We start from the raw sequence: 18,590 nt of genomic DNA on the forward strand, positions 1-18,590 counted from the left end.
AAGAAAACCGTCCCCGCCTGCTCCTCATGGACGGGCACTCCCTCGCGTACCGGGCGTTCTTCGCGCTGCCCGCGGAGAATTTCACGACCGCGAGCGGACAGACGACGAACGCGATCTACGGCTTCGCGTCGATGCTGGCGAACACGCTGCGCGACGAGGCGCCCACGCACTTCGCCGTGGCGTTCGACGTGTCCCGCAAGACCTGGCGCTCGGCGGACTTCCCGGAGTACAAGGCGAACCGTTCGACGACCCCGGACGAGTTCAAGGGGCAGGTCGAGCTGATCGGCGAGCTGCTCGACACGATGAACGCGGTGCGGTTCGCGGTGGACGGCTTCGAGGCCGACGACATCATCGCCACGCTCGCCACCCAGGCCGAGGCGGCCGGCTTCGACGTCCTGATCGTCACGGGCGACCGCGACTCCTTCCAGCTGGTCACCGATCACGTGACCGTGCTGTATCCGACCAAGGGCGTCTCCGAGCTGACCCGGTTCACCCCGGAGAAGGTCCAGGAGAAGTACGGCCTGAGCCCCTCGCAGTACCCCGACTTCGCCGCCCTGCGCGGCGACCCGTCCGACAACCTGCCGGGTATCCCCGGCGTCGGTGAGAAGACGGCCACGAAGTGGATCAACCAGTTCGGGTCGTTCGCGGAGCTGGTCGAGCGTGCCGACGAGGTCAAGGGCAAGGTCGGCCAGGCCCTGCGCGACCACCTGGAGTCGGTGAAGATGAACCGGCACCTCACCGAGCTGGTGAGGGACGTCGAGCTGCCCCGGAGCGTCGCGGAGCTCGAGCGCGCCCCGTACGACAGGACCGCGCTCAAGGGCTTCCTGGAGGTCCTGGAGATCCGCAATCCGAGCCTGCGGGAGCGCCTGCTCGCCGTCGACCCGGGTGCGGAGGAGGACGAGGCCCCGGCCCCCGAGGCGGGCGTCGAGCTGGACGGCACGGTCCTCGGCGCGGGCGAGCTGGCCTTCTGGCTGGAGCAGCACGGGGGACAGCCGCTCGGTGTCGCCACCGTCGCGACCTGGGCGCTGGGTGTCGGCAATGTCAGCGAGGTCGCGCTCGCGGCCGCCGACGGCAAGGCCGCCTGGTTCGACACGACCCGGCTCGACGAGTCCGACGAGCGGGCCTTCGCCGCCTGGCTCGCCGACCCGGGCCGGCCGAAGGTGATGCACAACGCCAAGGACGCGCTGCGGGTCTTCCCCGAGCACGGCTGGCACATCGAGGGCATCACGATGGACACCGCCCTCGCCGCCTATCTGGTCAAGCCGGGCCGCCGCTCCTTCGCCCTGGACGCGCTCTCCGTCGAGTACCTCCACCGCGAGCTGGCCCCCGCCGCGGCCGACGGCCAGCTGGCCTTCGGCGCCGACGAGCACGCCGAGGCGGACGCGCTGATGGCCCAGGCCCGCGCCGTCCTCGACCTCGGCGACGCGTTCGGCGACAGGCTGGCCGAGGTGGGCGCGACCGAGCTGCTGCACGACGTGGAACTGCCCACGTCCCTGCTGCTCGCCCGGATGGAGCGGCACGGCATCGCCGCCGACCGCGCCCATCTGGAGGCCATGGAGCAGCAGTTCGCCGGTGCGGTGCAGCAGGCGGTGAAGGAGGCGCACGCCTCGGTCGGCCACGAGTTCAACCTCGGCTCGCCCAAGCAGCTCCAGGAGGTGTTCTTCGGCGAGCTGAACCTGCCGAAGACGAAGAAGACCAAGACCGGTTACACCACGGACGCGGACGCCCTGGCCTGGCTGGCCGGCCAGACCGAGCACGAGCTGCCGGTGATCATGCTCCGCCACCGCGAGCAGGCCCGGCTGCGCTCCACGGTCGAGGGCCTCATCAAGACGATCGCCGCCGACGGCCGCATCCACACCACCTTCAGCCAGACCGTGGCCGCGACCGGCCGGCTGTCGTCCACCGACCCGAACCTGCAGAACGTGCCGGTCCGCACCGACGAGGGCCGGGCCATCCGCCACGGCTTCGTCGTCGGTGAGGGCTTCGATGCCCTGATGACCGCGGACTACAGCCAGATCGAGCTGCGGGTGATGGCCCACCTCTCCGAGGACGAGGGCCTCATCGAGGCGTTCGCCTCCGGCGAGGACCTGCACACCACCGTCGCCTCCCAGGTCTTCGGGGTCGAGCGGTCCGCCGTCGACGCCGAGATGCGGCGCAAGATCAAGGCCATGTCCTACGGCCTGGCGTACGGCCTGTCCGCCTTCGGTCTCTCCCAGCAGCTGAACATCGAGGCGGGCGAGGCGCGCGCCCTGATGGACACGTACTTCGAGCGGTTCGGCGGGGTACGGGACTATCTGCGCCGGGTCGTCGACGAGGCCCGCGCGACCGGCTACACCGAGACGATGCTCGGCCGCCGCCGCTACCTCCCGGACCTGAACAGCGACAACCGCCAGCGCCGTGAGGCGGCCGAGCGGATGGCGCTGAACGCCCCGATCCAGGGCACGGCGGCGGACATCGTGAAGGTCGCCATGCTGAACGTCGACCGGGCCCTGAGGGAGGCCGGACTCTCCTCCCGCATGCTCCTCCAGGTCCACGACGAAATCGTCCTCGAACTGGTCCCGGGCGAGCGCGAGCGGGTCGAGGCCCTGGTCCGCGAGGAGATGTCCTCCGCGGTCACCCTCCGCGCCCCGCTCGACGTCTCGATCGGCGTCGGTCCGGACTGGGAGTCGGCGGCGCACTGACGCGCCAGGGCGGCCGGCGCCTCGGCCGGCCCGTGCCTCGGCTCGCCCGTGCCTCGGCCGGCCGGTCGGCCCGAGGGTGGCCGGCGGCGGGTGTTCGGTGGCCGGGGGTCCGCTTGGGCCAGGTGGACCAGTACGGGAGCGCTCCGGCCGGGGCGCTCCCGAGACTGGCAGCATGATCGAGAGCCGCCGCCCCCGTCTGCGCACGTGGGCCCTCCTCGGGACGATGCTCGCGGCGCTGGGAACCACCGGGCCGGCCGCGGCGGTGGGCCGCGCGGCCGAGCTCTGCTCCTCGCCGAGCCACCCCACGCTCGCCGCCGCCCTGTCGACGGACATCCACGCCGCCCTCGAAGGCCGTGACGGAACCGTCTCCGTCGCCGTCCTCGACCCCGGTCGCGCCCTGCGCTGCGGGCTCCACGACGACCGGTACTTCGACGCCGCCAGCACCGCCAAGGTGCTGATCATGGAGTCGGTCCTCGGCCGCGCCGAGGAGTTCGGCCGCGCGCCCACCAGCCTGGAGTCCCAGCGCATGAAGGCCATGATCACCCGCTCGGACAACGACGCGGCGACCGCCCTCTGGCTGGGCCTCTCACGCGACCGGATGGGCCGGGTGCTGACCGGCGCCGGCGCCCACGACACCGTCCTCGGCCCCGACCGCTACTGGGGCCTGACCCGTACCACCGCACGGGACCAACTGGCCCTGCTCGCCGCGGTGTCCCGCCGTCCCGCCGCCCTCACCCTCATGAGTCAGGTCATTCCCTCGCAGGCCTGGGGCGTCTCCGCGGGAGCGCCTGACGCCGCCCGCGTCCATCTCAAGAACGGCTGGCTGCCGCGCGCCACCCACGGCTGGCGGGTGCACAGCGTCGGAGCGATCCTCGGCGGCGGCCATGACTACCGCCTCGCCCTCCTCAGCCACGACAACCCGTCGATGAGCTATGGCGTCCGCACCCTGGAGCGGGTCGCGCTCGCGGTCCACCGCGGGCTCGCGGGCGGGGCGGCGGCCCGCGGTTACACGCCGGCCGACGAGATCAGCGGGATCCCGGACGGGAGCGCACCGGCTCACGACCCTCGGCCGGTGCCGGTGCCGGTGCCGGTGCCGGTGCCGGGTCCGGGGCCGGGCCTCGGTCCGGTGCCGGAGGTGTCCTTCGCAGCCGCATCCCCGCCCCGTACAGCACCAGTCCGACGGCGAGCCCCGCGCCGCCCCCGAAGCACGCGGTCGGAATGATGTCCAGGGGTGTCTCGACGCGACCCCAGTACGCGTACCAGCGCAGGCAGCGGTGCACGATCCCGGCCAGGACGCAGGCGCCGATCAGCCCACCGGCCAGCCACCGTCCCCGCCGCTCCAGGACCGGGACCTCCGGCGGCGGCGGCGCGACCGCGGAGCTCGCGCGCAGCGCCCGTACGGTGAACCACACCAGCAGGCCGAGCGCCAACGCCGAGCCGCCGTACTGCAGATAGAGATAGACCGGGAAGCCGGCCACGATCTCGCCGAGCAGCGGCACGGACCGGGTGCCCCAGCGGTCCAGGTGGGTGAAGGAGTCCCAGACCACATGGGTCGTCGCCCCCACCACCGCGGAGAGGAAGAACCAGGCGGCCAGCGCGGGCGCGCGCCGCTCCCGCCAGGAGCGGCCGCGGACGAACCCGTACACCCGTCCTCGCCATCGCGCCGGCAGGAGCGCCATCAGCGGCTCGCGCACCATCAGCCACACCGCCACCAGCGCCGCGGTGATCAGCACATCGACCGTCACGATCCCCACCGGCGAGTGCGTGACATCGCCGAAGACCATCGCCTCCGGGATCGCCGTGGCCGCGAAGTAGGTCATGTCGGGCGAGAACGACCCCGCCACGAGCGCGGAGGCGACCAGAGGCCCGCGCGCGGTGCCGTCCCTCCGGAGCGCCGGCAGCACGGCGGCGGCATGACTGAGCGTGAACGGCATGGAACATCCCCCTCGAGAACCGGTCCGGCCCAGTATGCGCGAGTGACCGGGACCGATGCCGGGGGACGTGAGCGGAGCGAGGGGGGAGTGATGTCGGCGGCACCAAGGGCGGCCAAGAGGTGACGAAAGCGTGAAAGACGGTCAGCCCTCGGTGTTCGCGGGCCTGTCGGTGTCATAGGGTCACCTGAGTCCACGCGCGGGGAGCGCGAGTGCAGTCGACGGGGAGGGGACCATACGTATGACAGCGCAATTCGGCCGCCGGCTGCGCAGAGGAGCCACCAGCGGTGCTGTCGTGGCCGCGGCGGTGGCCGCGCTGGCCGCTTCGCAGGGGCCCGGCGCGGCCCCGCCGCCGCCCGCGGACAACGCGAGCGGCGACCGGCCGGTCGGCGCCGGTGACGCCTCGACGCCCCCCGGCGGCTCGGCGACCGGCGACTCCCCGTACTACACGGACCTGCCGCCGCTGAACACGCCGAACAAGCCCGGCACCTCCATAGACCTGCCGATCGTCACCGGCCCCGCCGAGGCGGGCATACCCGCGTCCGTCCTCGCCGCCTACAAGCGGGCGGAGCAGTCCATAGCCTCCAGCGACCCCGCGTGCCACCTTCCGTGGCAGCTGCTCGCAGGCATCGGCAAGGTCGAGTCCGGTCAGGCGCGCGGCGGTCGCGTCGACGCCAACGGCACCACCCTCTCGCCGATCCTCGGCCCGGTGCTCAACGGCGTCGGCTTCGCCAACATCTCGGACACCGACAACGGCGCCTTCGACGGGGACAGGACGCACGACCGCGCCGTCGGTCCGATGCAGTTCATCCCCTCCACCTGGGCGACCTGGGGTCAGGACGCCAACGGCGACGGCCGCAAGGACCCCAACAACATCTACGACGCGGCTCAGGCCGCCGGCCTCTACCTCTGCGCCAACAACCGCGACCTCGCGGTCAAGGCCGATCTGGACCGGGCCATCCTCAGCTACAACCGCTCGACCGAGTACCTGCACACGGTGCTCTCCTGGTTCGAGTACTACAAGCGCGGCACCCACCAGGTCCCGGACGGCACGGGCCAGTTGCCCCGGGACCGCAGCGACACCCCGCGCGTCGAAACCTCGCCCCGGCCGACACACCCGGCGCCCACCACTCCCCGGCCGTCCCCCACCACCCCCAAGCCGTCCCCGTCGAAGCCGTCCACGCCCGTCACCCCCAAGCCGAGCGATCCCGCCACGAAGCCGCCGGCGAGCGCGCAGGTCACGCGGATCAAGGACGCCGGCACCGGCACGCTGACGGCGACCGCGGGCGGCGTCTTCACCGCGCGGCCGGCCATCGCCGCGCTCGACTCGGCCGGCAGGCCGGTCGCGGGGCTCGGCGTGCGGTTCGAGATCGTCGGCTCCACCGACGCCAACTTCGGCGGCGTGGCCAAGTACGTGATCGTGACCACCAACTCGGCGGGCACCGCCGTCGCGCCGCCCGTCAGGGCGGGCGAGCGGACGGGCACGTTCACCGTCCGGGCCACGGTCGTCGGCCGGACGCTGGCTCCGGTCGCGTTCACCGCGACCGTCACCGAGCGGCAGGCGGACACCCTGGTCCGAGGCGACGACAAGGAGCTGACCGCCACAACCGAAGGCCGGTTCGCCGACCGGGTCCTGGTGAAGGCCACCCTCGACGGCGCGGCCGCCTCCTCGGTCGGACTCACCGCCACCATGATCACCTCGGCGCAGGACCCGCGGACGCGCACCGACGGCCCGTACTTCAAGGACGCGAACGGCGCCCCGCTGCGAACCCTCACCGGACTGAAGACGGACGCGAACGGTGTCCTGACCCTTCCCGACATCTACGCGGACGGCCAGACCGGTACGTTCCTGCTGCGGCTGACCGCGCCCGGTGGCGGCACCCTGACCATCGAGCTCAAGGTCACGGCCCCGGCCCCCGAACCGACGCCGACCCCCACCCCGACGCCCACGCCGAGCCCGAACCCCTCGACCGGCTCCCCCGAGGCCACGCCGACGCCCTGACCCGGCCCGGCCGCCCGCCCGCACCTCCGGCTCATACGTCCTGCCCCCGCCGCCTCCCCGTCCTCCCGGACGGAGGGGCGGCGTTCCGGGTTCTGGGTGCGACGTGTTCTCATCTCGCGGCCGCGTTGCTACGGTGCCCCAGCCCTGACACAGCATCAGATCGAGCACCGGGAGGCCGACCATGCGCGCCCTCGTAGCCGCCGCCATCGGGCTGGTCCCAGTCCTCCTCGTCATCCTGCTCTTCGCCGTCGTCGACCTGCCGCCCGACGGACCCACCTCGCCCCAGCCCCTCCTCACCGCCGACCCCGGCCCCCAGAAGTAGGAGGAGGTCCATGCGCCGCCGAGCCAGCCTCGTCCTGCTCTCCTTCGCCGTCTGCCTCGCCGCGATGGCCCCCACCCTGCGCTGGTACGTCTTCCCCCGGGCTGTCAAGATCCCCCCGAACCAGTACCAGGTGACCGTCCTGGAGGCGAAGCCCGCGACCCTTCTCAACTACTCCACCCTCAAGGCCGAACAGGTCGAGAAGCTCACGATCATCCAGACCCTCAAGGGCAACGTGGAGGAGTCGAAGCGGATCGAACGCGACGCCGGACGCGACGTCGTCGTCTGGGACTCGCTCTCCTACGTGGCCGGGCCCGACGGCAAGATGGTCTCCCAGATCCCCGAGCGGTACATCTTCGACGCCCACACCCAGGACCCGGTCCACGCCACCGGCGAGTCCGTCGACGGCGACCCGGTCCGCCGCGAGGGCATCGAGTTCAAATGGCCCTTCCTCACCGAGAAGCGGGACTACCAGTACTTCGACGCCCAGGCCCGCACCTCCGCCCCCATCCACTACAAGGGCACCCGCACCTTCCGGGGCATGGAGGTCTACTACTTCGAGCAGACCATCCCCTGGACCAAGGTCCCCATGCCCAAGTCGATGCCCGTCAAGGGCATCACCCCCGAATTCCTCGCCCAGACCGGCATCACCCGCTGGTACACCACCAAGCGCATGTTCTGGGTCGACCCGGTCACCGGAGCTCCCGTCAACGGCGAGGAGATCCACCGGGAGGAGCTCCGCAACGCCCGCAAGCTCATGGGCCAGGACACCGTCACCGCCTTCGCCGGCCATGTGAAGATGCGCGAGGACTACCTCCGGAGCACCGAAGAACTGGTGAAGACCAACCGTGCCCTCGTCCTCCTCGTGACCTCCTATCTGCCGTGGACCTTCGTCGTCCTGAGTCTCGCCCTGTTCGCCCTCGCGCTGTGGCTCGAGGCCCGCGGCAGGCGAGGCGGTCCCGTCCCGCCGACCCTTACCCCTCCCTCCTGAGCCGGGCGCTGGTGTGGCGGGTCGGCGCCGCCGCCCCGGGGTCCTCCGGCCACGGGTGCCTGGGGTAGCGCCCGCGCAGCTCCGCGCGCACCGAGCGGTAGCCGTCCCGCCAGAACGAGGCCAGGTCGGCGGTGACGGCCGCCGGGCGGCCGGCGGGGGAGAGGAGATGGACCACGACCGGGATCCCCGCCACCCGCGGTGTTCGCGCCAGCCCGAACATCTCCTGCAGCTTCACCGCGAGGACGGGCTGCTCACCGCTGTAGTCCACCCGTATCCGTGAGCCGCTGGGCACCTCGATCCGCTCGGGCGCCAGCTCGTCGAGCCTGGCCGCCTCGCCCGTCGCCCAGGGGAGCAGCCGCTGGAGCGCCTGGCCGGCGTCGATCCGGCCGAGGTCCGCCCGCCGAGCCGCCCTGGACAGCTCCGGCTCCAGCCACTCCTCCGCCCGGTCGAGCAGCGCCTCGTCCGACACGTCCGGCCAGGGCCCGGCGAGCACCCGGTGGAGGAAGCCGAGCCGTCGGCGCAGCTCCTCCGACTCCCGGCTCCACCGCAGCAGCCCGAGCCCCTCGCGCCGCAGCCCGTCGAGCAGCGCCGCCCGTACGAGCCCCGGATCGGCGCCGCCCCTGAGCGGGCGCGCCGTGAGCTCCACGGCGCCCAGGCGGGAGACCGACCGGGCGACCACGTCCCCTTCCTCCCAGTGGACCTCCTCGCCCTCGTCCAGCAGGTGGCCCGCGGCCCTTCGCGCCACGCCCTCGTCGATCACGGCCGCCAGCCGCACCCGGGCGACCGCACTGCGCGCGGTCCGGTCCGCCACGGCGACGGCCAGCCAGGGCGCGCTGCGCAGCCCCGATCCCTCGGCGAGCTCGGCTCCCGTCCCCGAGACCATGAGCAGGCCGCTGCCTTCGCGCGCCCGGGCCACCCGCTCCGGAAAGGCGAGCGCGGTCACCAGCCCGGCCACGGCGTCGTCCCCCACCTGCGCGGCGCCCCCGGTCCCGGAACCGGCCCGGCCACTCACCGCGCCCGCCCCGGATCCGCCCGTGCCCGCCGGCCCCGATCCGGCCGGGGCCGGACCCGCCTCGGCGGCCGACCGCTCAAGGCGACGGGCCTCCGCCTTCCAGCGCGCCCCGTAGCCGTCCCCGCCGCGCCGTGCCGTGCGCCAGGCCGCCGCCAGGTCGTCGCCGTACTCCCGGGGCGGCTCCTCGCTCAGCAGCGCCACGACCTCGGCCGCCCGCCGGACGCCGACCTCGGGCGCGCCGTCCAGGAGGGCGCGGGCCAGCCGCGGATGCAGGCCGAGCCGGGACATCCGTATCCCCCGCTCCGACACACGGCCGTCCTCGCCCACCGCGCCGATCGCCGTCAGTACGGAACGGGCCGCCGCCATCGCCCCGGCCGGCGGGGTGTCGAGCAGGGCGAGGCCGGCTGCGGTGGGATCTCCCCAGCAGGCGACCCGGAGCGCGAAGTCCGCCAGCTCGGCGACCTTGATCTCGGGGGAGGGGAACCGTGGGCGGTGGCCGTCCTCGGCCTCCGACCAGCAGCGGTAGGTGACGCCGTGCGCCTCGCGCCCGGAGCGTCCCGCGCGCTGGGTCGCCGTCGCGGCCGACACCGGCACCGTCGCCAGTGAGCCGAGCCCGCGCGCGTGATCCGTCCTGGGCTCCCGGGCCAGCCCCGAGTCGACGACGATCCGCACACCGGGCACGGTCAGGCTCGACTCCGCCACCGAGGTCGACAGGACGACCCGCCGCCTTCCCTCCGGCTCCCGCCCGCGCAGCACGGCGTCCTGCACCGCCGCCGGTGCCCGGCCGTGGAGCTGCAGCACCTCGGCGTCGAGGCCTTGGAGCAGCCCCGCCGTCCGAGCGATCTCGCCCGTGCCGGGAAGGAAGCAGAGGACGTCGCCCTCGTGGTGCTCCATCGCCAGCCGCACGGTCGCCGCGACATGACGCAGCAGCGCCGGATCCACCCACGTGCCGTGGGAGGGTCTGATCCCCGCGGGCGGAGCGGCGAAGCGCACTCCGTAGCCGTGCCCCTCTCCCTTCGCCCGCACGACGGGCGCGGGGCCGCTCCCGTCGAGGACCGTGAGGAGCTCCGCCCAGGCCTCCGCGTCACTGGTCGCGGACGCGGCGATCAGCTTGAGCTCCGGCCGCAGCGTCGCCCTGACGTCGACCAGGAACGCCATCGCCGTGTCCGCGTCCAGATGACGCTCGTGGCACTCGTCGAGCAGCACCACGTCCACACCGGAAAGCTCCGGATCGCGCTGCAGGCGTTGGAGCAGGATGCCCGTGGTCACCACCTCGACCCGGGTCGCGGGCCCGGCCCTGCGCTCGCCTCGGACCGAGAAGCCGACCGCCCCGCCGACCTCCTGACCCAGCAGCCACGCCATCCGCCGCGCCGCCGCCCTGACCGCCATCCTGCGCGGCTCGGCCACCAGCACCCGCCGCCGCGGTCCGTCCCCTATGAGCCCCGCGAGCGCGAGCGGCACCAGCGTGGTCTTGCCGGTGCCGGGAGGGGCGTGGAGCACCGCCGTGCCGCGCCCGTCGAGCGCGCGCAGCAGCTCGGGGACGGCATGGCGGACGGGGAGACGGTCGAGTGCGTCGTTTCGGATCACGCACTCAGTCTCGTACGTCGTCGCCGTGAGCGGGCCCCGCTGTCCACAGGGCCGGTCGGTTCATATGACGAAACCGCTCTCAGTCGCGCTCACACACGAAGATGGCCGTGCCGGGGATCAGATTCCCGCGCAGCGGCGACCAGCCGCCCCACTCCTGGCTGTTCCACGCCGGCCACTCGGGCTCGACCAGGTCCACCAGCCGGAAGCCGCCGGCGACCACGTCCCGTACCCGGTCGCCGATCGTCCGGTGGTGCTCCACGTAGACGGCCCGGCCGTTCTCGTCCTGCTCCACATAAGGAGTGCGGTCGAAATAGGAGGACGCGACCGAGAGCCCCTCGGGGCCGGGTTCGTCGGGGAACGCCCAGCGGATCGGGTGCGTCACCGAGAAGACCCACCGGCCGCCGGGCCGCAGCACCCGGCGCACCTCCCGGAACACCTTCACCGGGTCCGCCACGAACGGCACCGCTCCGTACGCCGAGCACGCCAGGTCGAAGGAGCCGTCCCGGAAGGGCAGCGCCCCGGCGTCCGCCTCGACGAGTGGCACGTCCTCGCCGATCCGCAGGGCGTGCTGGAGCTGGCGGTGCGACAGGTCGAGCGCGACCGGCCGGGCCCCCTGCGCGGCCAGCCAGCGCGAGCACTGCGCCGCCCCCGCGCCGATCTCCAGGACGTCCCGCCCCTCGAGGGAGCCGACCGGGCCCAGCAGCCCCGCCTCCGCCTCGTCGAGCCCCTCCGGACCCCAGACGAACCGGTCGTCCCCGAGGAACGCCCCGTGCTCGCTCTGGTACTCGTCCGCGTTCCGGTCCCACCATCCGCGGCTCGCCCGGCTGCTCTCCGCGTCACCCGCGTCACGCCGGGTCGCCTCCGGCTCGAACCCGGGGCCTTCTTCCTGTTCGTACTCTTGGTTCATCTCGCCCGTCGATGTAGTTTGCGCTCAGCGCGGCGGTGCCGCCCCGGGCCGACACGGCCGGGGGAGACGGAAGTTGTGCCGGATATGCGGCGATCCGCCCTGGGTGCGCGCTTCGCGCATTGACCCTGTCCGGCCGCCCCCGTATGCTAAAGGTTGCGCTGCGGGCCTGCGCGCCTCAGACGGAGTAGGCCGCGCTCGCACCTGTTGTATGTCCCCTCGGTTTTCGAGGCGTCCCCCGCTTGTGCGGGAAGGCGCTTCATTGGCTGTCCGGCTTCTTCAGTGCGATACGGGCTCACGGCGTAGCAGTACCTACGACTTTCTGTCCGTAACCGGAGCCCTTTCCCACATGACGAGCAGCACCGAGACCACCGCCACCACCCCGCAGGTTGCGGTCAACGACATCGGTAACGAGGAAGCCTTCCTCGCCGCGATCGACGAGACGATCAAGTACTTCAACGACGGCGACATCGTCGACGGCGTCATCGTGAAGGTCGACCGGGACGAGGTCCTGCTCGACATCGGTTACAAGACCGAAGGTGTCATCCCGAGCCGCGAGCTCTCGATCAAGCACGACGTCGACCCGAACGAGGTCGTCAAGGTCGGCGACGAGATCGAAGCCCTTGTTCTCCAGAAGGAGGACAAGGAAGGCCGCCTGATCCTCTCGAAGAAGCGCGCCCAGTACGAGCGCGCCTGGGGCACCATCGAGAAGATCAAGGAAGAGGACGGCATCGTCACCGGTACCGTCATCGAGGTCGTCAAGGGTGGTCTCATCCTCGACATCGGCCTCCGTGGCTTCCTGCCGGCCTCCCTCGTCGAGATGCGTCGCGTCCGCGACCTCCAGCCCTACGTGGGCAAGGAGCTCGAGGCGAAGATCATCGAGTTGGACAAGAACCGCAACAACGTGGTCCTGTCCCGCCGCGCCTGGCTCGAGCAGACCCAGTCCGAGGTTCGCCAGACCTTCCTCACGACCCTGCAGAAGGGTCAGGTCCGCTCCGGCGTCGTGTCCTCGATCGTCAACTTCGGTGCCTTCGTGGACCTGGGTGGCGTCGACGGCCTCGTGCACGTCTCCGAGCTGTCCTGGAAGCACATCGACCACCCCTCCGAGGTTGTCGAGGTCGGCCAGGAGGTCACCGTCGAGGTTCTCGACGTGGACATGGACCGCGAGCGCGTCTCCCTGTCGCTGAAGGCGACCCAGGAGGACCCGTGGCAGCAGTTCGCCCGGACCCACCAGATCGGTCAGGTCGTCCCGGGTAAGGTCACCAAGCTGGTTCCGTTCGGTGCGTTCGTCCGCGTGGACGAGGGCATCGAGGGTCTGGTCCACATCTCCGAGCTGGCCGAGCGCCACGTGGAGATCCCGGAGCAGGTCGTCCAGGTCAACGACGAGATCTTCGTCAAGGTCATCGACATCGACCTCGAGCGTCGTCGCATCAGCCTCTCGCTGAAGCAGGCCAACGAGTCCTTCGGCGCCGACCCGGCCTCGGTCGAGTTCGACCCGACCCTGTACGGCATGGCCGCGTCCTACGACGACCAGGGCAACTACATCTACCCCGAGGGCTTCGACCCCGAGACCAACGACTGGCTCGAGGGCTACGAGACCCAGCGCGAGGCCTGGGAGACCCAGTACGCCGAGGCGCAGCAGCGCTTCGAGCAGCACCAGGCTCAGGTCATCAAGTCCCGCGAGGCCGACGAGGCCGCCGCTGCCGAGGGCGCTGCCGCCCCGGCCGCCGGAGGCAACGCCGGTGCGGGTATCTCGGGTGGTTCGTACTCCTCGGAGTCGGACGACAACTCCGGCGCCCTGGCGTCGGACGAGGCCCTCGCCGCCCTGCGCGAGAAGCTGGCCGGCGGCCAGAGCTGAACGCTCTGACCACCAGCTGACAGGCTGAGAAACACAAGGCCCGCTCCCCTCGGGGGGCGGGCCTTGTGCCGTTCGCGGGGCACGGTTCGCGTCGCCGGTCAGGGGGTGACGGCGATGTTCGTCAGCCCCTTGCCGCCGGTGACCGTGTTCGAGCCGTACACCGTCGTCGTGCAGCCGGCGCTCTGGTTGGTGACGTGGATGGCGAGCTGCCGGGAGCCCGTCGCGCCCGTGAGGTCCGACCGGTTGCCGCGGAAGACCGTGCCGCAGCCCCAGCCGCTCCGCTGGGTGTGGGTCTCGAAGCCGTTGTTGGTCGTGTTGCGGCCGGTGTTGTTCTCGACCAGGACGTTGTTGCCCTTCACGTCCACCCAGGAGTCGTCGTAGTTGGCTCCGGTCAGGCCGCGGCCGTCGAAGGTGTTGCCGATGATCTTCGCCCCGGTGGTGCCCTCCTTGATGTCGACGGCCTCGCCGCCGACATCCGGGCCGATCGTGTTGTTGAGGATCTGCGCGTGGTCGCTCTTGTCGGAGAGAGTGTTGGCGCTCCCCACGTAGACGCCCTCGCCCATGCCGCGTCCGTCGTTGCCGGTGTCGTAGATCCGCGAGTTCTTGACGACACCGTTCCTGCTGGAGTCGCGGAAGTGCACCCCCTCCATGTCGAGGTCGTGCACGGTCACCCCGTCGATCACCACCCCGTTCGCGGCGTCGGCCATGATGCCCTTCTGCCCACCGGTCACGGTGACGCCCTTGATCGTCCAGTACGAGGCCCCGTTGAGGTGCAGGCCGTAGCCGCCGCCGGCGGTGAGCACCGCGCGGGAGGAGCCGGTGAGGGTGATCCGGGCGGACGAGCTCCCGGGGGTGGTGGCCTTGAAGTTGCCGGTGTAGGTGCCGTCGGCCAGGTGGATCGTGTCGCCGGGCCGGGCGTTCGTCAGAGCCGTCTTCAGCTGGGCCGCGGTGGAGACCTCGATGGTCGCGGCGGAGGCCGGTGAGGCGGCGAGGGGCACGGCCAGAAGGGCCGGCAAAAGGGGGAGCAGCAGCGAGCGGGCGCGCATGGGGGGTCGCATGGGGTGCCTTCCGTAGAGTTCTCATACATGGACGATGAGCGAGATGGTGAACCCGTGCTGCTCCGAGACGGTAAGGAGGGCTCATGGTCATGTCAAGGTCTGGACCTGTCGCGGGCGCAGTGGGCCCCCGTTTGCGGGTCCCCGCGCGCGTGCCGCCGCGCGGTCGAAGAGGCGCTCCGTGAACGGAAATTCACGGTCCGAGGGAATGTCGCTGTCCGGGAGGGCGTTCTTTTGTAGGAACGCGAGGAGGAGCGGTAATCGTGCTTGATCCCCAGGATTTGTACGAATGGGACCAGAAGGGTCTGGCCGTCGTGGACATGGCCCTGGCGCAGGAGTCGGCCGGGCTGGTCATGCTGTACCACTTCGACGGCTACATCGACGCGGGCGAGACCGGCGAGCAGATCGTCGACCGCCTGCTGGACACGCTGCCGCACCAGGTGGTGGCCCGCTTCGACCACGACCGGCTCGTGGACTACCGCGCCCGTCGGCCGCTGCTCACCTTCCGGCGCGACCGCTGGACGGCGTACGAAACACCGGCCCTCGAGGTCAGGCTCGTCCAGGACGCCACCGGCGCCCCCTTCCTGCTGCTCTCCGGTCCCGAGCCGGACGTCGAGTGGGAGCGCTTCTCCGCCGCCGTCCGCCAGATCGTCGAGCGCCTCGGCGTGCGGCTCTCGGTGAACTTCCATGGCATTCCCATGGGAGTCCCGCACACCCGGCCCGTGGGCCTGACCCCGCACGGCAGCCGCACGGACCTCATGCCCGGCCACCGCAGCCCCTTCGACGAGGCCCAGGTCCCCGGCAGCGCCGAGTCGCTCGTCGAGTTCCGCCTCACGGAGTCCGGCCACGACACCCTCGGCGTCGCGGCGCACGTCCCGCACTACGTGGCCCGTTCGTCCTACCCCGACGCCGCTCTGACCGTTCTGGAGGCCATCACGGCCGCCACCGGGCTCGTCCTGCCGGGCATCGCCCACACCCTGCGCACCGAGGCCCGGCGCACCCAGACCGAGATCGAGCGCCAGATCGGCGAGGGCGACGAGGAGCTGGTCGCGCTCGTCCAGGGGCTTGAGCACCAGTACGACGCCGTGGCAGGCGCCGCCACCCGCGGCAGCCTGGTCGCCGAGCCCGTCGACCTGCCGTCCGCCGACGAGCTGGGGCGCGAGTTCGAGCGCTTCCTCGCCGAGCGGGAGGGCGAGGCGTAGCCTCCCTCGGGCCCTCGGGCCCCGGTGGCCCCGGTCGGGCGCGAACCAGGCCGGGGTCCTAAGCTGCCGCTCATGCTGAAGGTGGGCCTGACCGGCGGTATCGGCGCCGGCAAGAGTGAAGTGTCGCGGCTGCTCGTCTCGTACGGAGCCGTGCTGATCGACGCCGACAAGATCGCCCGCGAGGTCGTCGAGCCCGGGACGCCCGGGCTCGCGGCCGTCGTGGACGCCTTCGGGACCGACATCCTGACGGGCGAGGGCACCTTGGACCGGCAGAAGCTCGGCTCGATCGTCTTCGCCGACGCCGACCGCCTGGCCACCTTGAACGCCATCGTCCACCCGCTCGTCGGCGCCCGCTCCGCCGAGCTCGAGAGCGCGGCGGGACCGCACGACGTCGTCGTCCACGACGTGCCCCTCCTCACCGAGAACGGTCTCGCCCCCCTCTACGACCTGGTCGTCGTCGTGGACGCGTCTCCCGAGACCCAGCTCGACCGGCTCGTACGGCTGCGCGGAATGACCGAACCCGAGGCCCGCGCCCGGATGGCGGCCCAGGCCACGCGCGCGCAACGGCGGGCCGTGGCCGACCTCCTCATCGACAACGACGGGCCGCTGGAGGCGCTGGAACCCCAGGTGCGCAAGGTGTGGGAGGAGCTGGAGCGGCGCGCGGTGGCCGAGGAGTGAGCGGCCGCGGTCGATCGGTCGCGCCATCGGCGGGGTAGGGACCGGGGAAGCGGGGGCGGATCGTCCGGCCGGTTCCGTACGGAATACGGCCGCCGCGCCCGACGTTGAACCGCCGGAGCAAGGGGAAGGATGCCATCGTGGCCGAGAGGAACCCGGAAACACACGTCATCGACTTCCGTGCGGCCGAGCAGTTGCTCGCCGCGCGGGACCCCCGTGGTGCCGTGAAGCTGCTGGACTCCGTGATCGCCGCCCACCCCGAGAACACCGCGGCCCGTCTGCTGCGGGCCAGGGCCTTCTTCGCCGCAGCGCAACTGCGACCCGCTCAGCTCGAGTTCGAGCTCGTGCTGGAGCGCGAGCCGGACAACGCGTACGCGCACTTCGCACTCGCCCGCACCTTCGAGCGTTCCGGCCACCCCGATCAGGCCACGCGTCACTTCCGGCTCGCGGCCGCGCTCGACCCCAAGCCCGAGTACGTCCAGGCCGCCCGCTTCGACGCGGGCTGACGCGAGGCCGTACGCGCGCGTCAGCGGCCCCTGCCGCCACGATCGGGTTCGTACGGCGGGACGTCCCGCCCCGGCTGCCAGTGCGGACCCTGCCGGAGGTGGCGCAGGACCATGGCCATGTCGACCGCGACGATCACCAGCAGCACTCCGCAGGCCGCCGCCCAGCCCGGCCTGCCGACCAGGGCGAAGACCGCCGTACCGAAGCCGGCCCAGATCAGACCCCATAGACTCAGCCAGAACCGCAGGCGCAGAGGACTGCGCGCGGTCGACGGCTCACTGCCCGTACGCATGACGGTCGCATCTCCCGTCGATCCCCCTGAGGATTCCCCGAGGGCCTAGTGAGGGTCTACCCGCGAGGCGCACGGCGACGCGTGCCGGGGATGGGTGCCCGGCGTGGAGGCCGTGCGGAGCCCGATCGAATCACTCGACCTGGGGCGGCGGTTCGACGTGGTGATGCTGGCCTCGTTCCTGGTGCACACCGCCGAACACCGCACCCGGCAGGCCCTCCTGGAGACCTGTGGACGGCATGTGAGCGACGACGGCTGCGTACTGATCCAGCGCGAGGGCGAAGGGTGGCACCTCGACGTGCCCCGTGTACGGCGGGACGCGGCGGGCTGCACGGTGCGGATCGCGTCGGCGGAGCCGGTCGGGGACGGCGTCGACGAGGTCCTCGCCGAATACGCCTTCCCGGACGGCGCGCGCTGGACGCAGACGTTCCTCTCCCGGCCGCTGAGCAGGGAGGACTTCGAGCGGTATCTGGGAGAGGCGGGACTCGCCGTGGACACCTACCTGACGGACGACGGCACATGGGTGAGGGCGCGTCCCAAGTCCCGCTGAGAAAAGTGTGGTCGGGACGCGGAACGGCGATGAGTTTCCGGTGTCCCGCCCGTCTACCTCTGTGAAAGCGCACGCAACGCCGACACGCACGCCGACACGAGGGAGACCACCGTGACCACCGCTTCCGCATATGTCCCGAGGGCCGGCGCCAAGAAGCTGAGCCGACGCGCCGACATCTCCGTGCGGGTGCTCCAGATCCTCCTCGCGCTGGCCTTCGCGATCCCCAGCGCCTCGCCCAAACTCGTCGGCCACTGGTCGGCCGCCGAGTCCTTCGACAAGATCGGCTGGGGCGACTGGCTGATGTACACCGTCGGAGCCCTGGAGCTCGCCGGAGCCGTCGCCCTGGTGATCCCGATCCTGTCGAGCGCCTCGGCGATCGCACTCACCGGCCTGATGATCGGCGCCTTCGTCACCCAGATGACGGTCTTCGACGGCCAGTACGCCCTCACCCCCCTCCTCTTCGCCGTGCCGCTCGTCGTGATCGCCTGGACACGCCGCCACCACAACAAGGAGCTCCTCGGCCTGGTCCTGCGGCGCCAGGTGTGAGGGAGGACGGCTCTGGACGGAGTGGCCGCCTCCGCCGGGCCCACGGAGGCGCGCCACGTCCGGGACGGGGGTTCAGGCGTGGCGCGCCGCCGGTGGTACGACCGCCCGGTTCGCTAGTGGACGACGCGGTAGCTGCGCCAGGGCGGGGTTCCGGGCACGATCTCGTTGCCCGACTTGGTGGGGACGTAGATGGACGCGCCCCGGCAGTTCTCGCTTGTGTACATGAGGATGTCGACCAGCGTGTCGTTCTCGATCTTCGTCGCCCCGGCCGGGGCGAGCTTGTGACAGCCCTTGACCGACGGGCTCGTCACCAAGACCTCGTTCTCGTGCCCGGTCTCGAACGTGATCGTGCCCACCGCGGTGCGGCCGAGGTCGGAACAGCCCGCGACGGAAAGTGTCAGGAGCACGGCCCCGGCGGCGGTGCCGAGACGCCGGTGAACGGACATGGCGGATCCTCGTCTGTCGGGCGAAGGCGCGGAAGCCC

General features: G+C 71.9%; 15 protein-coding genes and 2 pseudogenes. 11 read left to right on the forward strand and 6 right to left on the reverse strand.

Features of this window, described 5'->3' with window-relative positions:
• Window positions 1-26: 26 nt before the first annotated feature.
• Both polA and ACF06X_RS05020 read left to right on the forward strand, forming a co-directional pair.
• The gene (gene polA, locus ACF06X_RS05015; protein ID WP_392285982.1) at window positions 27-2,681 is read left to right on the forward strand and encodes a DNA polymerase I; all 2,655 of its coding nucleotides are present in this window, start codon (window positions 27-29) and stop codon (window positions 2,679-2,681) included.
• A 535-nt stretch (window positions 2,682-3,216) separates the two neighbouring features.
• A pseudogene (locus tag ACF06X_RS05020) lies at window positions 3,217-3,567 on the forward strand (serine hydrolase); the annotation flags it as partial.
• Between the two features lie 139 nt (window positions 3,568-3,706).
• On the opposite strand, the gene ACF06X_RS05025 reads toward ACF06X_RS05020, so the two are convergent.
• Window positions 3,707-4,615, reverse strand: a complete 909-nt coding sequence (locus ACF06X_RS05025; protein ID WP_392285747.1) for a DUF4184 family protein — start codon at window positions 4,613-4,615, stop codon at window positions 3,707-3,709.
• A gap of 238 nt (window positions 4,616-4,853) precedes the next feature.
• Between ACF06X_RS05025 and ACF06X_RS05030 the strand changes: the two genes are divergently transcribed.
• The 3 genes from ACF06X_RS05030 (at window position 4,854) to ACF06X_RS05040 (ending at window position 7,924) form a co-directional block, all read left to right on the forward strand.
• Window positions 4,854-6,614, forward strand: a complete 1,761-nt coding sequence (locus ACF06X_RS05030) for a lytic transglycosylase domain-containing protein (RefSeq protein WP_392285748.1) — start codon at window positions 4,854-4,856, stop codon at window positions 6,612-6,614.
• 181 nt (window positions 6,615-6,795) lie between these two features.
• Window positions 6,796-6,936 carry an SPW_0924 family protein gene (locus ACF06X_RS05035; RefSeq protein WP_215074054.1) on the forward strand — a complete coding sequence of 47 codons (141 nt, stop codon included), beginning with the start codon at window positions 6,796-6,798 and terminating at the stop codon, window positions 6,934-6,936.
• 10 nt (window positions 6,937-6,946) lie between these two features.
• A complete protein-coding gene (locus ACF06X_RS05040; protein ID WP_392285749.1) occupies window positions 6,947-7,924 on the forward strand; it encodes a DUF3068 domain-containing protein in 978 nt (325 codons plus the stop codon).
• Here ACF06X_RS05040 and hrpB read toward each other — a convergent pair.
• Together hrpB and ACF06X_RS05050 are read right to left on the reverse strand one after the other, a co-directional pair.
• The gene (gene hrpB, locus ACF06X_RS05045) at window positions 7,908-10,523 is read right to left on the reverse strand and encodes an ATP-dependent helicase HrpB (RefSeq protein ID WP_392285750.1); all 2,616 of its coding nucleotides are present in this window, start codon (window positions 10,521-10,523) and stop codon (window positions 7,908-7,910) included. The two genes, ACF06X_RS05040 and hrpB, sit on opposite strands and share 17 nt — an antisense overlap.
• Window positions 10,524-10,602: 79 nt before the next feature.
• On the reverse strand, window positions 10,603-11,430 hold the full coding sequence (locus tag ACF06X_RS05050) for a class I SAM-dependent methyltransferase (RefSeq protein WP_392285751.1): 828 nt from the start codon (window positions 11,428-11,430) through the stop codon (window positions 10,603-10,605).
• Between the two features lie 346 nt (window positions 11,431-11,776).
• Between ACF06X_RS05050 and rpsA the strand changes: the two genes are divergently transcribed.
• Window positions 11,777-13,285: a 30S ribosomal protein S1 gene (gene rpsA, locus ACF06X_RS05055; RefSeq protein WP_355111259.1), complete on the forward strand. Its 1,509-nt coding sequence runs from the start codon at window positions 11,777-11,779 to the stop codon at window positions 13,283-13,285.
• 98 nt (window positions 13,286-13,383) lie between these two features.
• Here rpsA and ACF06X_RS05060 read toward each other — a convergent pair whose 3' ends face one another.
• Window positions 13,384-14,331, reverse strand: a complete 948-nt coding sequence (locus tag ACF06X_RS05060; protein ID WP_392285983.1) for a right-handed parallel beta-helix repeat-containing protein — start codon at window positions 14,329-14,331, stop codon at window positions 13,384-13,386.
• 272 nt (window positions 14,332-14,603) lie between these two features.
• Between ACF06X_RS05060 and ACF06X_RS05065 the strand changes: the two genes are divergently transcribed.
• The 3 genes from ACF06X_RS05065 (at window position 14,604) to ACF06X_RS05075 (ending at window position 16,723) form a co-directional block, all read left to right on the forward strand.
• Window positions 14,604-15,542, forward strand: coding sequence for a PAC2 family protein (locus tag ACF06X_RS05065; protein ID WP_392285752.1), 939 nt, complete (start codon window positions 14,604-14,606; stop codon window positions 15,540-15,542).
• A 72-nt stretch (window positions 15,543-15,614) separates the two neighbouring features.
• Window positions 15,615-16,220 carry a dephospho-CoA kinase gene (gene coaE, locus ACF06X_RS05070; RefSeq protein ID WP_392285753.1) on the forward strand — a complete coding sequence of 202 codons (606 nt, stop codon included), beginning with the start codon at window positions 15,615-15,617 and terminating at the stop codon, window positions 16,218-16,220.
• A gap of 137 nt (window positions 16,221-16,357) precedes the next feature.
• Complete coding sequence (locus ACF06X_RS05075; protein ID WP_392285754.1) at window positions 16,358-16,723, forward strand: tetratricopeptide repeat protein; 366 nt, start codon at window positions 16,358-16,360, stop codon at window positions 16,721-16,723.
• A 20-nt stretch (window positions 16,724-16,743) separates the two neighbouring features.
• Here the strand turns inward: ACF06X_RS05075 and ACF06X_RS05080 are convergent, their stop codons facing one another.
• Window positions 16,744-17,013, reverse strand: a complete 270-nt coding sequence (locus ACF06X_RS05080; RefSeq protein ID WP_392285755.1) for a DUF6343 family protein — start codon at window positions 17,011-17,013, stop codon at window positions 16,744-16,746.
• Between the two features lie 115 nt (window positions 17,014-17,128).
• On the opposite strand from ACF06X_RS05080, the pseudogene ACF06X_RS05085 reads away from it, so the two are divergent.
• Both ACF06X_RS05085 and ACF06X_RS05090 read left to right on the forward strand, forming a co-directional pair.
• Window positions 17,129-17,560: pseudogene (locus ACF06X_RS05085) on the forward strand (SAM-dependent methyltransferase); the annotation flags it as partial.
• 111 nt (window positions 17,561-17,671) lie between these two features.
• Window positions 17,672-18,106, forward strand: a complete 435-nt coding sequence (locus ACF06X_RS05090) for a DoxX family protein (RefSeq protein WP_392285756.1) — start codon at window positions 17,672-17,674, stop codon at window positions 18,104-18,106.
• A gap of 113 nt (window positions 18,107-18,219) precedes the next feature.
• Here the strand turns inward: ACF06X_RS05090 and ACF06X_RS05095 are convergent, their stop codons facing one another.
• Complete coding sequence (locus ACF06X_RS05095) at window positions 18,220-18,552, reverse strand: hypothetical protein (protein ID WP_392285757.1); 333 nt, start codon at window positions 18,550-18,552, stop codon at window positions 18,220-18,222.
• Window positions 18,553-18,590 lie beyond the last annotated feature (38 nt).

This window comes from Streptomyces sp. NPDC015346, from assembly GCF_043078785.1.
Taxonomy (GTDB): domain Bacteria; phylum Actinomycetota; class Actinomycetes; order Streptomycetales; family Streptomycetaceae; genus Streptomyces.